At 57.5% G+C, this 15,278-nt stretch carries 17 protein-coding genes; all 17 read right to left on the reverse strand.

All coding sequences use genetic code 11. The features are described from left to right. Positions 1 to 11: 11 nt before the first annotated feature. Positions 12 to 548, reverse strand: coding sequence for a F0F1 ATP synthase subunit delta (locus FW796_RS13080; protein ID WP_346634715.1), 537 nt, complete (start codon positions 546 to 548; stop codon positions 12 to 14). A 12-nt stretch (positions 549 to 560) separates the two neighbouring features. Beyond that, on the reverse strand, positions 561 to 1,031 hold the full coding sequence (locus FW796_RS13085; protein WP_011064385.1) for a F0F1 ATP synthase subunit B: 471 nt from the start codon (positions 1,029 to 1,031) through the stop codon (positions 561 to 563). Positions 1,032 to 1,088: 57 nt separating this feature from the next. Next, positions 1,089 to 1,346, reverse strand: coding sequence for a F0F1 ATP synthase subunit C (gene atpE, locus FW796_RS13090; protein ID WP_002555987.1), 258 nt, complete (start codon positions 1,344 to 1,346; stop codon positions 1,089 to 1,091). A gap of 133 nt (positions 1,347 to 1,479) precedes the next feature. Further along, positions 1,480 to 2,352 carry a F0F1 ATP synthase subunit A gene (gene atpB / locus FW796_RS13095; RefSeq protein WP_102862414.1) on the reverse strand — a complete coding sequence of 291 codons (873 nt, stop codon included), beginning with the start codon at positions 2,350 to 2,352 and terminating at the stop codon, positions 1,480 to 1,482. 16 nt (positions 2,353 to 2,368) lie between these two features. Beyond that, positions 2,369 to 2,776 carry a F0F1 ATP synthase subunit I gene (locus FW796_RS13100; protein ID WP_446439439.1) on the reverse strand — a complete coding sequence of 136 codons (408 nt, stop codon included), beginning with the start codon at positions 2,774 to 2,776 and terminating at the stop codon, positions 2,369 to 2,371. Between the two features lie 148 nt (positions 2,777 to 2,924). Next, positions 2,925 to 3,797, reverse strand: coding sequence for a ParB/RepB/Spo0J family partition protein (locus tag FW796_RS13105; RefSeq protein WP_047306723.1), 873 nt, complete (start codon positions 3,795 to 3,797; stop codon positions 2,925 to 2,927). A gap of 9 nt (positions 3,798 to 3,806) precedes the next feature. Then, positions 3,807 to 4,604, reverse strand: coding sequence for a ParA family protein (locus FW796_RS13110; protein WP_317070754.1), 798 nt, complete (start codon positions 4,602 to 4,604; stop codon positions 3,807 to 3,809). 18 nt (positions 4,605 to 4,622) lie between these two features. Continuing rightward, the gene (gene rsmG, locus FW796_RS13115; protein ID WP_346634806.1) at positions 4,623 to 5,258 is read right to left on the reverse strand and encodes a 16S rRNA (guanine(527)-N(7))-methyltransferase RsmG; all 636 of its coding nucleotides are present in this window, start codon (positions 5,256 to 5,258) and stop codon (positions 4,623 to 4,625) included. A gap of 5 nt (positions 5,259 to 5,263) precedes the next feature. Then, positions 5,264 to 7,156: a tRNA uridine-5-carboxymethylaminomethyl(34) synthesis enzyme MnmG gene (mnmG, locus tag FW796_RS13120; RefSeq protein WP_170001381.1), complete on the reverse strand. Its 1,893-nt coding sequence runs from the start codon at positions 7,154 to 7,156 to the stop codon at positions 5,264 to 5,266. A gap of 566 nt (positions 7,157 to 7,722) precedes the next feature. After that, positions 7,723 to 8,421, reverse strand: a complete 699-nt coding sequence (locus FW796_RS13125) for a DUF2167 domain-containing protein (RefSeq protein ID WP_346634714.1) — start codon at positions 8,419 to 8,421, stop codon at positions 7,723 to 7,725. Positions 8,422 to 8,659: 238 nt separating this feature from the next. Further along, positions 8,660 to 9,481 (reverse strand): phytanoyl-CoA dioxygenase family protein, encoded by an 822-nt coding sequence (locus FW796_RS13130; protein ID WP_346634713.1) that lies wholly within the window; start codon positions 9,479 to 9,481, stop codon positions 8,660 to 8,662. A 4-nt stretch (positions 9,482 to 9,485) separates the two neighbouring features. Next, positions 9,486 to 10,898, reverse strand: a complete 1,413-nt coding sequence (locus FW796_RS13135; protein ID WP_446439440.1) for an amino acid permease — start codon at positions 10,896 to 10,898, stop codon at positions 9,486 to 9,488. 331 nt (positions 10,899 to 11,229) lie between these two features. Beyond that, a complete protein-coding gene (gene mnmE, locus FW796_RS13140; RefSeq protein WP_346634711.1) occupies positions 11,230 to 12,600 on the reverse strand; it encodes a tRNA uridine-5-carboxymethylaminomethyl(34) synthesis GTPase MnmE in 1,371 nt (456 codons plus the stop codon). Positions 12,601 to 12,679: 79 nt separating this feature from the next. Next, positions 12,680 to 14,380 carry a membrane protein insertase YidC gene (gene yidC / locus FW796_RS13145; RefSeq protein ID WP_041120515.1) on the reverse strand — a complete coding sequence of 567 codons (1,701 nt, stop codon included), beginning with the start codon at positions 14,378 to 14,380 and terminating at the stop codon, positions 12,680 to 12,682. Positions 14,381 to 14,382: 2 nt separating this feature from the next. Further along, a complete protein-coding gene (yidD, locus tag FW796_RS13150; RefSeq protein ID WP_003213574.1) occupies positions 14,383 to 14,628 on the reverse strand; it encodes a membrane protein insertion efficiency factor YidD in 246 nt (81 codons plus the stop codon). Further along, complete coding sequence (gene rnpA / locus FW796_RS13155) at positions 14,621 to 15,022, reverse strand: ribonuclease P protein component (protein ID WP_197662869.1); 402 nt, start codon at positions 15,020 to 15,022, stop codon at positions 14,621 to 14,623. The genes yidD and rnpA overlap by 8 nt, the downstream gene beginning before the upstream one ends. 16 nt (positions 15,023 to 15,038) lie before the next feature. Next, positions 15,039 to 15,173 carry a 50S ribosomal protein L34 gene (rpmH, locus tag FW796_RS13160; RefSeq protein WP_003213577.1) on the reverse strand — a complete coding sequence of 45 codons (135 nt, stop codon included), beginning with the start codon at positions 15,171 to 15,173 and terminating at the stop codon, positions 15,039 to 15,041. Positions 15,174 to 15,278: the final 105 nt, after the last annotated feature.

The following is a 15,278-nucleotide window of genomic DNA, read 5'->3' on the forward strand; positions in this document are numbered from 1 at the left end:
CCCCTTCAAACTCAAGATTTCAATGCTTCGGCAAGGCTCGCGAGTTTGCCGCGAATCGAGCCATCGATAACCAGGTCGCCGGCGCGGATTACGACGCCACCAATAAGGCTGGCATCCTCCGCAGCGTGCAGTCGCACTTCCCGGCCGAGCCGTGCACTGAGAACCTTGGCGAGTTTGTCTTGCTGTTCTTGGTTCAATGCGAACGCACTGGTTACATCCACATCCACCGATTTCTCTTGCTCGGCCTTGTACAGGTCGAACTGAGCGGAGATCTCCGGCAACAGCAGGAGACGGTCGTTTTCGGCGGCAACGTGAATGAAATTCTGTGCCTGTGCATCAAACTTGTCGCCACACACTTCGATAAAAGTGCTGGCCTTTTCTGCGCTCGTCAGTCGCGGGGCCTTAAGCACGCGCTGCATGGTGTCATCTTGTGACACCGCTGCAGCCAGGCCGAGCATGGCTGACCAAGAGGCCAGCTGCTGGTGGGCCTGAGCGTGCTCGAAGGCCGCCTTAGCGTAAGGTCGGGCCAACGTGGTCAGTTCTGCCATGATCGCCCTCGCTTAAATTTCAGCAGCCAGTTTGTTAACCAGCTCTGCGTGCGCGTTTTGATCGATTGTGGCACCCAGGATCTTCTCTGCGCCGTTGACTGCCAGGCTACCCAGTTGGGCACGCAGCGCGTCTTTGACACCGTTCAGTTCCTGTTCGATCTCGGCCTGAGCCTGAGCCTTCACACGTTCAGCTTCGACACGAGCCTGTTCACGGGCTTCGTCGACGATCTGAGAACCGCGCTTCTTGGCTTGCTCAATGATTTCAGCTGCCTGAGCTTTAGCTTCGCGCAGTTGCTGACCCGCTTTATCTTGGGCCAGTTCCAGGTCACGAGCTGCTCGGCTGGCAGCGTCCAGTCCATCCGCGATCTTCTTTTGACGTTCGTGCAAAGCAGCAATGACCGGAGGCCAAATGAACTTCATGCAGAACAATACAAAAATTAAGAACGCAACGGACTGGCCAATCAGGGTTGCATTAATGTTCACGCCAACACCTCGCTCGTTCGTTGTCCGTCACACCAATCAACTCGAATACTCGAGTGATTAGCCAGCGAGTTGACCAACGAAGGGGTTTGCGAAGGTGAAGAACAGAGCGATACCAACACCGATCATGGTTACGGCGTCGAGCAGACCGGCAACGATGAACATTTTAACTTGCAGCATTGGAACCATTTCTGGTTGACGCGCAGCGCCTTCCAGGAACTTGCCGCCCAGCAGGCCGAAACCAATTGCGGTACCCAGTGCGCCCAGGCCGATCAACAGTGCAACAGCGATAGCGGTTAGACCAACTACAGTTTCCATCTTTCCTCCCGACTTTTACGTCGTATGGTTTAGGTTTTTTAGATTAAAGCGGTAAAACAAATCGTTTCATCGAGCCCGAGACGGGCTCCCTCTCGCCGCAACGAGAGGGACATCAGACTAGTCGAGACTGGTCTTAATGGTTCTCTTCGTGCGCCATCGACAGGTAGACGATGGTCAGCATCATGAAGATAAAGGCCTGCAGGGTGATGATCAGGATGTGGAACACAGCCCACGCCCATTGCAGAACCACACCCATGCCGCTGAGCCACAGCAGACCGCTGCCGAACATCACAGCGATCAGGATGAACACCAGTTCGCCGGCATACATGTTGCCGAACAGACGCAGTGCCAGAGAGATCGGCTTGGCAATCAGGGTCACGAACTCCAGCAGGAAGTTCACCGGAATCAGCAGCGCTTGAACGAAGATGTTCTTGCTGCCGAACGGATGCAGGGTCAGTTCGCCGATGAAGCCGCCGATGCCCTTGATCTTGATGCTGTAGAAAATGATCAGCGCGAACACCGACAGGGCCATGCCCAGGGTGGCGTTCGGGTCAGTGGTGGAAACGGCACGGAATGGAATGTGCGGATCGCCCGAGATCAACATGGCCAGTTGCGGAATCCAGTCCACCGGTACCAGGTCGATGGCGTTCATCAGGAACACCCAGACGAAAATGGTCAGCGCCAGCGGTGCGATCACCGGGCTGCGGCCGTGGAAGCTGTCCTTCACGCTGCCATCGACGAAGCCAACCATGACTTCAACGAAGTTCTGCAAAGCGCCCGGCACGCCGGAAGTCGCCTTCTTGGCCGCCATGCGGAACAGAAGAATGAAGATCACACCCAGTGCGACAGACCAGCCGAGGGTATCGACGTGGAATGCCCAGAAGCCCATTTCCTTGGCTTCTGCTGCGGAGTGGGCAAAGCCCCAGCTCCCATTGGGTAGCTGACCGAAGGTCAGGTTCTGCAAGTGGTGCTGGATATAGCCCGAAGCGGTTGTTTCTGCTGACATGGTTGCCTCAAACGCCCTAAGGTCTCGAAAGTCTTGTTCTCATTAGCAGGGGAGCGAACCAGCTGACCAGTTGGGTCAGCACGAAGACGCCGAATACAGCCAGCGGCGCCAATGGCTTCACACCTGCAAACGTCAGTGCAAACAGCACCGCCGTCAAAATCAGTTTGCCCGCCTCGCCGGCATAAAAAGACCGGACGATGGCTTGGGCTGCTCGGGCGCCGGAAAACCGAAATGCCCTGTGAGCGAAATACCCATTGGGTAGCAAGGCTATCAGTCCTCCGCAAAGGCCTGAGTATCCGGCAACGACTCCACGCCATTGCCAAAGCGCCAGAGCGGCTATCAGTAGAATGACCAACTGAGCCAGTAAAACCGGAAAAACCGCCAAGCGATGAAACGGCAAGCGGTTTGGCGTGCGGGTTTCCATCGCTCTTGCTCCTCAAGGGTCGGCTGCCAGAATTCAATAACTTGGCATAATTTGTGCCGACAAAATGCGCGCAGAGTATAGGGGCGGTTCAGCCCCTATTCAACTGCCGGGTAGTGATTTCCGACTGCGCGCTACATAAGGAAATGTTTCAGCGGATGTGAGCGAGGACGCCTTGCAGCTCATCCAGGGAGTTATAGCCGATCACCAGCTGTCCCTTGCCCTTCTTCCCGTGGCGAATCTGCACCGCAGAGCCCAGGCGCTCAGCCAGGCGCTGCTCGAGACGGGCGATATCCGGGTCCGGCTTGACCGGTTCAGCAGGCTCCTGTTTGCCGCTCAGCCACTGGCGAACCAGTGCCTCGGTCTGACGCACAGTGAGGCCTCGTGCGACAACGTGTCGCGCCCCTTCAACCTGTTGATTTTCCGGCAATCCGAGCAAAGCACGGGCATGACCCATTTCCAGGTCGCCGTGGGACAACATGGTCTTGATCACCTCAGGCAAGGCAATCAGGCGCAGCAGGTTGGCCACGCTGACACGGGACTTGCCCACTGCTTCGGCGACCTGTTGCTGAGTCAACTGGAATTCCTGCTGCAGGCGCTGCAGAGCCACCGCTTCCTCGATGGGATTGAGGTCTTCGCGCTGGATGTTCTCGATCAGCGCCATGGCGATGGCGGTTTCATCCGGCACATCGCGGACCATCGCCGGGATGGTCTCCTGGCCAGCCTGCTGGCTGGCACGCCAGCGGCGTTCACCGGCGATGATTTCAAAGCGCCCACCACCAATGGGGCGCACCACGATCGGCTGCATCACGCCCTGGGTCCTGATGGAGTTCGCCAACTCTTCCAGCGCCTGTGGGTCCATATCCCGGCGCGGCTGGTACTTGCCGCGCTGGATCAGGTCCAGGGGCAGGTGCTGCAGCTCACGCTGGTCGGCCTGCACCGCTTGTTCTTCCAGGGCACTGACAGTCGGACCACTCAACAGTGCATCCAGTCCACGTCCGAGACCTCGTTTCTTGACGGCCATGGGGATTCCTTAAGTTGGCTGGGCGGCTGCGACGCGGGATTGTTTACGTTGCCGGCGAACCATCTCGCCCGCCAGGGCCAGATAGGCCAGCGCGCCACGGGATTGTTTGTCGTACGCCAATGCCGGCATGCCGTAGCTCGGCGCCTCGGCCAAACGGATGTTGCGCGGAATCACGGTGTCGTAAAGCTGCTCACCGAAGTGTTCCTTGAGCTGGGCGGAAACATCGTTCATCAGGCTCAACCGCGGGTCGAACATGGTGCGCAACAAGCCTTCGATCTTGAGCTGCGGATTGAGCAGTTCAGCGATGCGCTTGATGTTATCCACAAGGTCGCTCAAGCCTTCCAATGCGTAGTACTCGCACTGCATGGGGATAATCACCCCATCGGCGGCCACCAGGGCATTGAGTGTGAGCATCGACAACGACGGCGGGCAGTCGATCAGAATGTAGTCGTAGTTTTCACGGATCGGTGCCAGGGCGCTGCGCAGACGGCTTTCCTTCATCTGCATTTCCAGCAGCACCACTTCCGCGGCCGTCAGGTCGCGGTTGGCCGGCAGCAATTGATAACCGCCGTGCTCGGAGAAGTGCATGGCCTGGGCCAGGTCGCATTCGCCGATCAGCAGGTCGTAGACCGAGTTTTCCAAACCGTGTTTATCCACACCGCTACCCATGGTGGCGTTGCCCTGTGGATCGAGATCGATCAACAGCACCCGGCGCTTGGTCGCTACCAGGGATGCTGCGAGGTTGATGCAGGTGGTGGTCTTGCCCACGCCACCTTTCTGGTTCGCTATCGCGAATACCTTAGCCATTCTTGCTTGTGTTCCCAATCATGCCGTGCGGCGCAGTATCAGCAGATGGCGTTGGCCTTGGCAACCGGGTACGGCCAAGGCGTGTTCGCTATCGAGGTGGAAGTCTGCCGGCAATGCTAACAGCTCATCAGAGGGATGGACGCCCTTCATTGCCAGCCAGCGTGTATCGCGGTCGCCCAGGTGGCGGGTCCAACTGGTGAAGTTCTCCATGCTGCTGAACGCCCGGGAAATGATCCCATTGAATGGCAGCTCAGGGGTGAAGGCTTCGACCCGGTTGTGGATAACTTGCAGGTTATCCAGCTTGAGTTCGAGTTTTACCTGGGTCAGGAAACGGGTTTTCTTGCCATTGCTGTCCAGACAGGTGACTTGCGACTCGGGAAACAGGATCGCCAGGGGAATCCCCGGCATCCCGCCACCGCTGCCGACATCCAGCCAGCGGCCGTTTTCGATGAACGACATTACGCTCAAGCTATCGAGCAGATGGCGGGAGACCATTTCATCCGGGTCGCGCACCGCCGTCAGGTTGTAAGCCTTGTTCCACTTGATCAACAGGGCCAGGTAACCCAGCAGCAATTCGTGCTGGGTTGCGCTCAGATTGACACCGAGCTGGCGAGCGCCTGTGGATAACTCATCCGCGTGTTGTGGGGTGACCATAGAACTCAAGCGCTTTGCTCCAACTGACGGCCCGCGCCGCGTTTTTTCAAGTGAATCATCAACAGGGAAATTGCCGCGGGGGTCACGCCGGGAATTCGCGATGCCTGGCCCAGGGTTTCCGGACGAGTCGCGCCAAGCTTGCTCTGGATTTCCTTCGACAACCCGGAAATGCCGGTGTAATCGATATCCACAGGCAACTTGGTGTCTTCGCTGGCCCGCAGACGAGCAATTTCGTCCTGCTGGCGATCGATATAGCCTGCGTACTTGGTCTTGATCTCGACCTGTTCCGCGACTTGTGGATCTTCAGCGCCATGCCCGGTCACTTCGACCAGACCAGCGTAGTCGATTTCTGGACGGCTCAGCAGGTTCAGCAGGTTGTACTCGTGAGTCAGCGGGGTGCCGAATTTCTGAGCAATCGCATCGCCCTGCTCGGTTCCAGGCCGAACCCAAGTCGACTTCAAGCGCTGTTCTTCCTGGGCAATACCTTCGCGTTTCTTGCAGAAGGCGGCCCAGCGCACGTCATCCACCAGACCCAGCTCGCGACCTTTTTCGGTCAGACGCAGATCGGCGTTGTCTTCACGCAGGATCAAGCGATATTCCGCCCGGGAAGTGAACATCCGGTACGGTTCCTGGGTGCCAAGAGTAATCAGGTCATCGACCAGCACACCGATATAGGCTTCATCGCGGCGCGGGCACCAGCTGTCTTTGCCCTGGGCACGCAGTGCGGCGTTGGCACCGGCCAGCAAACCTTGGGCACCAGCTTCTTCGTACCCGGTGGTGCCGTTGATCTGACCGGCGAAGAACAAGCCGCCGATGACTTTGGTTTCCAGGCTGTATTTCAAGTCCCGCGGATCGAAGTAGTCGTACTCGATGGCATAACCCGGGCGCACGATATGAGCGTTTTCCATGCCGCGGATCGATTGCACGATCTGCAACTGCACGTCGAACGGCAAGGATGTGGATATCCCGTTCGGATACAGCTCGTGAGTGGTCAGGCCTTCGGGTTCGATAAACACCTGATGGCTTTCCTTGTCGGCGAAGCGGTGGATCTTGTCTTCGATCGACGGGCAGTAACGCGGGCCGATGCCTTCGATTACCCCGGAATACATCGGCGAACGATCGAGGTTCGAGGCAATGATCTCGTGGGTGCGGGCGTTGGTGTGGGTAATCCAGCAACTGACCTGTTGTGGATGCTGTTCTTTCGAGCCCAGGAACGACATCACCGGAATAGGTGTATCTCCTGGCTGCTCGGTCATCACCGAGAAATCCACAGAACGGCCATCGATACGCGGTGGAGTACCGGTTTTCAACCGACCAACGCGCAGCGGCAGCTCCCGTAGACGTTGGGCCAGGGCGATCGAAGGTGGATCGCCGGCTCGACCACCGGAATAGTTCTGCATCCCGATGTGGATAAGTCCGCCGAGAAAGGTCCCTGTCGTCAGGACCACGGATTCAGCGAAGAACCGCAGACCCATTTGAGTCACCACGCCTCGCACCTGATCCTGCTCGACGATCAGGTCATCGGCTGCTTGCTGAAATATCCACAGGTTGGGCTGGTTCTCGAGAATCTCGCGAACAGCGGCCTTATACAGAACGCGGTCGGCCTGGGCGCGAGTAGCACGCACGGCTGGGCCTTTACGACTGTTCAAGACACGAAACTGAATACCACCTTTATCGGTAGCCATGGCCATCGCGCCGCCCAGGGCATCGATTTCCTTGACCAGATGGCTCTTGCCGATCCCACCAATCGCGGGGTTGCAGCTCATTGCTCCGAGGGTTTCCACGTTATGCGTCAGCAACAGGGTTTTTGCCCCCATGCGTGCTGATGCAAGTGCTGCCTCGGTACCGGCATGACCGCCGCCGATGACGATCACTTCAAAACGGGAAGGGAAATCCACCACGCACCTCGTGCCTGCTTCAAGTAGGAGTAATTAGGAGTAGTTGTCGGGTTGGTTTTTGGACCAAGGCGGCAAGTATAGGGACTTCGACCTTTCTAAAGAACCCTTTGCACAAAATTTAACCAGCTGTGGATGACTGACGGACAATAGAAATTAAAAGAGAGAAATTTATTAAATCTTTGTTTTTATGTTTATTCTTATGCAGCACCACTTCTGTGGATAGATTGCTACAGGCCTTTATATTCAATATGTACAGAGGTTTTAAACTCTGTGGTTAGGTGCCCGTGAGGCCCTTGGATAAGCGCTTTAAACCTGTGGATTAATGAGGTGGTTATCCACAGACGTGGTTTTCCTCAGCTTTGAAGCCCGGTTATCAACTGAGCTGAGGGCCAGTTATTCACAGGGCTTAATCCACAGAAATCCGTAGCCTTGGCTAAAAGACGCCCACGCAGAAGCTCTTCGCTGGAGTCGATTCCGGCAAAGGTGCAATCAAAAAATATCTGATAAGCGAAACAGACAGGCCTCAGCAGACCTGTCTGTGGATAATCGAGCGGACTTAAGCGGGTTTATGAGGCGATGCGTGTCAGCCGTCCCTGAATCCACCAGCTCAGTCCCAGTAGCAACACTGCCAGGGCGATCCAGTACCTTTTCAACAATGCGATACCAGTCTCCGGCAGGCTGCGTTGGGTGTACTCAAAGGCATTGGCCAGCGCTTGAGCATTGAGCCGGCCGGAATCATTGCCGGCAGCCGTTGCTGTAACGCTCAACGCGAAAGGCCTGTCGACCGAGCTGTCACCCTGTAGCAGAGCCACTATGGGATTTCTCGCTTCAGCGCCGGACTCATTTATCCAATGTGATGATTGAAGAGGTGTAAAACCCAATTCCTGGGCATTGCTGGCCTGGACATGACCAGCGTTGTAGGCGGTTCCCTGTGGATCATGGGCATCCACCGAAACGAACCACTGTTGGGAATGATCTTTGGGAAACACCAGGCCCAGGACTTCGGAGGCTAGCGCACTGGAGTCGAACGTCTGCAGAATCCGAAAGGCTTCCGGCGGTCCAACGAAAACATAGTCCTGGGCCAGTTCCAGAGTCGCCTTGCCCAGCAGCTCGATGCTCGCCGGGCCAACGACTGCGGAGCGGCTGGCCTGCTCGAAGACATTGCCGCGCTCCGGCATCGACACCTGTTCGGGCGAGGTTTGGGCCAGGGCGCCTTGCCATACAAGGACCAGACCAAAGGTTGCGACACAACGACTGAAGCGCATAAACACCTCCCACACAGTTGGTTCATACACTGGCCGGCGACAGATTCATCCGGACACTACTTCCGGCTGAGCGCGGGTCCATCCAAATACAGCAACCGGCAATGGTGGTCTGCTTTTCAGGGAAGGCATATCGGATACGTCTGATTTTCAAGCCTGAAACACGATGGATACTCCTGCGACTGGGCTGTTTGTCCACAGCGGTCCGAGAGCCCCGAACCGAACTGTGGATAACCTTTGCTCAGGTCCGTTGCCGAGGCCAGAGCTGTGGAAACAACTCATGTTGCAAAGGCGCACCGGCCGGAAGTTGCTCGCTCAAGCCGGGGAACTCGGGAGATGTTCGCCAGGGCCTTGGTGCATGTCGCATGTCTTCCCCCAGAAAGCGCAGGGAAAAGGCCCGCCGCCGCCGATCTCCGCTGACGCCACCGGCGGCGTGCAAGGTCAGCATGTGGAAAAACACGGCGTCGCCGGGCTGCAGCTCCCAGCCAAGAATGTTCCACTCCCCGCGATCGGCCTCGATGTCCGGAAGATCCGCCAGGCTGCCTTCCGGAAACCACTTGGCCTGGTTATCCAGAAAGGTGCGGGGCATCAACCAGGGCCCCAGGTGTGACCCGGCGACGAACTCCAGGGTCGACTCCCGGGCAACCGGGTCCACGGGCATCCACATGCTGCAGTTCTGCCGCCCCTCAACGTTGTAGTAAGGCTGATCCTGATGCCAGGGTGTGCGCTGCCGGGTATTGGGCTCCTTGACCAGCAGATGGTCGTGATACAGCTGCGCTTGCGCACTGCCCATCAGTTGCGCGGCGACATGGCCGACTCGGCTTTCGAAGATGAACCGTCGATAGTCGGGATTCTCACGCCAGTTGCAGAAGTCCTCGAAGAACCAACCCGGATCATCAGGGCCACTGGCGACCTTGGCCCGTTCACTGGGTTGCGCCAGGTTGCGTTCGATGCCCTGCTCCAGCAAGGCAACTTCAGCAGCACTGAACAATTGGCGAATGCACACCGCGCCATCGCGCTGGAAGGCTTCGACGGTAGATAACGGCAACTCGAACGATCCCATGGGCTTATCCTTTTTCATGAGCTTCAATACCGGGCTCGATCCCTGCCTTGCTGAAGGAACCTGGTCTGATCCATATCCAATAGGCCAACGACAACAACGCTAGCCAACCCAACCCCACATACAATGCCAGGCGAGTATCGGGAAATGCGCCCAATACGCCGAAGATGAACAACATGAAGACTGCTGCGCAGAGCTGGCCTCCATTCCCCAGGGGAACCGGAAAGTGCAGCGCCTGGATCTCTTCGGCTGTCATGGCCCGACGCATGGCCATCTGCGACAACAGGATCATCAGCCAGACCCAGACCACCGAAAAGGTCACCAGAGAGGCAAAGATCAGGAACAGCTCTTCCGGTACCCAGTAGTTGAGAAGCACCCCGAGCAGCAATGCCACAGACATCACCAGCACCGTCATCCAGGGCACGCCGAATCGCGAGGTGCTGGCAAAAATGGCCGGCGCCTGACCGATGGCGGCCATGCCATACATCATGCGGCCGGCACTGAAGATATCGCTGTTAATCGCCGAAACCACCGCTGAGATCACCACGATATTCAGCACTGTGGCCGCCGAACCTATCCCCAGGCTGCTGAAAATCTGCACAAATGGACTGCCCTGGCTACCGACGCTCGACCAGGGAAGCAACATCAGTAGGATCAGCAAGGTGAGGACATAGAAGATCAGGATCCGCAGCGGCACCGAGTTGATGGCCTTGGGAATCATGCGCTGCGGGTCCCTGGCCTCGCCGGCGGTGATGCCGATCACCTCGATGCCGCCGAAAGCGAACATGACGATGGTGAAGGAGGCGATCATTCCCTCCAGGCCATTGGGGAAGAAGCCGCCGTACTCCCAGAGGTTGCTCGCTCCCATGCTGGCCTGGCCCTCTCCCAGTTGGATACCGAAGAACAACAGAGTAAAGCCGCCAACGATCATGGCGAGGATGGCGCAGACCTTGAGCAGCGACAGCCAGAACTCCATCTCGCCAAATACCCGCACGCTGCACAGATTCAAGACGCCGATGCCGAGGACAATGCTCAGTACCCAGATCCACCTCGGTGTATCGGGAAACCAAAGGCCCATGTAGACACCAAAGGCGGTGACGTCCGCCAGGCACACCATGAGCATTGAAAAGGCGTAGCTCCAACCGGTGAGAAACCCGGCGTAGCGCCCCAGATAGTGGCTGGCGTAATACCCGAAGGAGCCGGAAACCGGGGTTCTGACAGCCATTTCACCCAAGGCGCGCATGGTCAGGTAGATTGCCGCGCCGCCAATCAGGTAAGCCAGCAGGACCGAGGGGCCAGCCTTCTGGATAGCGGCCGCCGAGCCGTAGAACAACCCGGTGCCTATGGCTGAACCCAGAGCAATGAAGCGGATGTGCCGAGTGCTCAAGCCACGGTGTAAAGCAGAGCCCGCGTTTGTCATGTCTGTTCCTTGAATGCAGATTCATCGGGATCAGCCGGCGTCCATCATCCGGCCCAGGCCGCACATCAAGGTCAGTTTCCCCAGATGTACGAACCTGTACAGAATCATCGATGCAAATCAGGAACCACTTTTCGAATTCGGTTAACTTCGGCGATATAGCCGCTATCTATCGCTTTGATAACGATAAATTGACGATCTGCAACTTGAAGCTGTTACCCAAGGTCGCAGATCCATGGCGGGGGGGATAAAGGTAACGGCTGAAAGCCCTGCGTTGACAGGAGTTACCCACAGGCCAATCGCCCCGGCGCCGAGCACCGGGGTCGATCGTCAGCTACTTGCCGATGCAGAAGCTGGAAAAGATCCGTCCCAACAGGTCATCGGAGCTGAATGCCCCGGTAATTTCTCCCAGGGACTGCTGTGCCTGGCGCAGATCCTCGGCCAGCAGCTCTCCGGCACCGGCCAGGGTCAGCTGGGCCCGGCCGTGTTCCAGTGCGGCACTGGCATAGCGCAGGGCCTCCAAGTGCCGGCGGCGAGCACTGAAGCTGCTTTCGGAAGTCTGTTCATAACCCATGCAAGCCTTGAGATGCTCACGCAACAAGTCCAGGCCAACACCCGCGGACATGGCACTGAGGCTGATGGTGACGTGACCATCGTCACAGGTTTCCAGAGCGATGGGCTCGCCAGTCAGATCGGCCTTGTTGCGGATCAAGGTCACCTTGGCCGGGTCCGGACGCTGCTCAAGAAATTCTGGCCACAGGGCGAAGGGATCAGCCGCCTCTGCTGCAGTGGCGTCCACCACCAGCAATACCCGGTCGGCTTCACTGATGGCTTTTAGCGCACGTTCGACGCCGATCTTTTCCACTTGATCCTCGGTGTCCCGCAGGCCGGCGGTGTCCACCACGTGCAACGGCATGCCGTCGATGTGGATATGTTCCTTGAGTATGTCTCGAGTGGTGCCGGCGATATCGGTGACGATGGCCGCCTCGCGCCCGGCCAGGGCATTGAGCAGACTGGACTTGCCGGCGTTCGGGCGGCCAGCGATCACCACCGTCATGCCGTCACGGAGCAAGGCGCCCTGCCCGGCTTCCCTCAGTACTGTGGATAACTCGTCGCGTACCGCATCGAGCATGCTCAACACGTGGCCATCGGCGAGGAAGTCGATTTCCTCCTCGGGAAAATCGATCGCCGCTTCGACATAGATCCGCAGGGCAATCAGCTGTTCGGTCAAGTTATGCACACGCTGGGAGAATGCCCCCTGCAACGAGCGCAAGGCATTGCGCGCTGCCTGTGCGGAACTGGCTTCGATCAAGTCGGCAATGGCTTCGGCCTGGGCCAGGTCGAGCTTGTCATTGAGAAAGGCTCGCTCGCTGAACTCTCCAGGTCGGGCCAGGCGGCAGCCCAGCTCCAGGCAACGCTGCAACAACATGTCGAGAACGATGGGGCCGCCATGGCCTTGGAGCTCCAGCACATCTTCGCCGGTGAAGGAGTTCGGCCCAGGGAAATACAGGGCGATGCCTTCATCCAGCACATCTCCCTGTTCACTGAGAAAGGGGCCGTAATGCGCGAATCGCGGTTTCAATTCGCGGCCGCTGATGGCCTTGGCGGCCAGGCTCGCCAGGGGCCCGGAAATCCGTACGATGCCCACGCCACCGCGACCTTGGGCAGTGGCGACAGCGGCGATGGTTTCACGAGGGACATTCATAACCCGACATCCAGACAAAAGTGACAGATAGCAAAACGCCCCACTAGGGGGCGTCTTGTGTGGTTATCCACAGCGTAGGTCAGGCAGCTGCTTTCTTGGTAGCCGCTTCGATCTTACGAGTGATGTACCACTGTTGTGCGATCGACAGGCAGTTGTTCACTACCCAGTACAGCACCAGACCTGCAGGGAACCACAGGAAGAAGAAGGTGAAGATGATCGGCATCATTTTCATCACCTTGGCCTGCATCGGATCCGGAGGAGTCGGGTTCAACTGCTGCTGGATGAACATGGTGGCGCCCATGATGATCGGCAGGATGAAGAACGGATCCTTGATCGACAGGTCGGTAATCCACAGCATGAACGGTGCCTGGCGCATTTCCACGCTTTCCAGGAGTACCCAGTACAGGGACAGGAAGACCGGCATCTGCACCAGGATCGGCAAGCAGCCACCCAGCGGATTGATCTTCTCTTTCTTGTACAGCTCCATCATCGCCTGGGACATTTTCTGACGATCGTCGCCGAATTTTTCCTTCAGCGCGGCCAGTTTAGGTGCCACTGCACGCATACGTGCCATGGACTTGTAGCTGGCGGCCGACAGAGGGAAGAAGATCCCTTTGATCAGCATGGTCAGGAAAATAATCGACCAGCCCCAGTTACCCACCAGGCTGTGGATATGTTGCAGCAGCCAGAAGATGGGTTGGGCGATGAACCACAGGAAACCGTAGTCCACAGTCAGTTCAAGACCTGGGGACAACTCTTTCAGCACGGCCTGGCTTTTCGGACCGGCGTACAGAATGGCGCTGGTTTCAGCCTTGGCACCTGGAGCAACAGTCATCGAAGGGCCGGTGTAGCCAATGATGTAGTTGCCTTTGCTGTCTTTACGCGCCAGGACCTGGTTATTTTCGCCTTTTGGCGGAATCCAGGCCGTCACGAAGTAGTGTTGCAGCCAAGCTACCCAGCCACCCTGAACGTTTTCGGTGATTGGGGCCTTGGATTTATCCTCGTTCACCTTGTCCATGTCTTTCATGGACACTTTTTTGTACGGCTCGGAACTTGTCCACAGGGCTGCGCCCAGGTAAGTCGCGGTGCCGGTGGCGGTGCTGGAGGACGGATCGGAACTGGCATCGCGCTTGAGCTGGGCGAACATCGCACCGGTCCAAGGTTGCGCGCTTTCGTTATCGATCAGGTAGGAAACGGTGATGTCATACAGGCCACGCTTCAGGGTGAAGCGCTTGATGTAGTTGACGCCGTCCTTGCTGAACTTCAGGTCGACGACCAATTGGTCCTGACCTTCAGCCAGTTGATAACTTTTCTTCTCTGCCGAGTAGATCGGGCGACCGGCCGGGTTGGCGTCCGGGCCGTTGCTGCCAATCAAGCCACTTTGTGCCAGATAAGTCCGCTCGTTGCCGTTATCGAACAGCTGGAAAGGAATTTCCGGGTGGTCCTGACGACGTGGATACAGTGGCAAACGCAGTTGCGCGATATCCCCACCTTGTGGATCGACAGCCAGGTCGAGCACATCCGTTTTGATCTGAATGAGATCTTTGCTTGCAGCAACCGGCGCTTCTGCGGGTGCAGTGGTATCGCTTGCGGCGCGTGGAATGTCGTCGTTGGCAGCGGGAGTGCCAGTTGGCGTATCCGGCAAGCCCGGAGCGGTCGTGCTGGAAGCAACATTCTGAGTCGGCAGGGCAGCCTGGCCATAATCCTGGTTCCATTTAAGAACCATGACATAGGACACGATTGCCAGGGCGACGATCAGGATCGTGCGTTTGATATCCATGATTACTCGGCCATCGAAGAAGAACGGGAGGTAGGGATAGGTGGAACCGGGTCATAACCACCGGGATTCCACGGATGACAGCGACCTAAACGACGAAAGGTCAGCCAGCCACCGCGTAGAAGGCCATGATTTTCGATGGCTTCCAACGCGTAGCAGGAACAACTGGGGTAGAAACGACAGTGATTGGCCATCAGAGGACTAATGGCATAGCGGTAAAACTGGATCGGAACGAGGGCCAGTTTACGCATCGGGACTGTCTACCCCTACAGTTTCGGATTTGACTGCTGGTTCCGGCTTGTTGCGCGCCAGACGTTTCCAGAGTTTGCCGAAATGCTGAATCAATTCGGGGTTTTCTACATCGCCCAAACCTTTACGCGCGACGATAACGATATCCCATCCGACCAGTGAGTCCTGGTGGAGACGAAACGATTCGCGCATCAGACGCTTGAGGCGATTGCGCTCAACGGAGAGTTTTACGCTCTTTTTCCCGATCACGAGCCCCAAACGGGGATGATCAAGATCGTTGTTGCGCGCAAGGAGCAGGAGATTTTTCCCCGGAACCTTGCCGGTAGGGGAGTCAAAGACCGCCTTGAAGTGCCGGGGGGTAAGCAGACGCTTTTCCCGACTGAAGTCCTGACTCACCTCCAGTGCCGGATTATCAAACTGCCAGACGCGCACGACCTTTGGCGCGACGACGCGACAGGACGGCACGACCGTTCTTGGTAGCCATGCGAGCACGGAAACCGTGGGTACGAGCGCGTTTGATAGTGCTTGGTTGGAAAGTACGTTTCATGTCGTGTTACCTGGTTCGTCCACAACGGGCCGGAATGGCCCCCGTTTTAAGAGACCGGCGATTCTAGAGAAAGCAAGCCTCTAGGTCAATTTCCAACCAGCTTTT

The organism is Pseudomonas sp. 910_21, assembly GCF_052850735.1.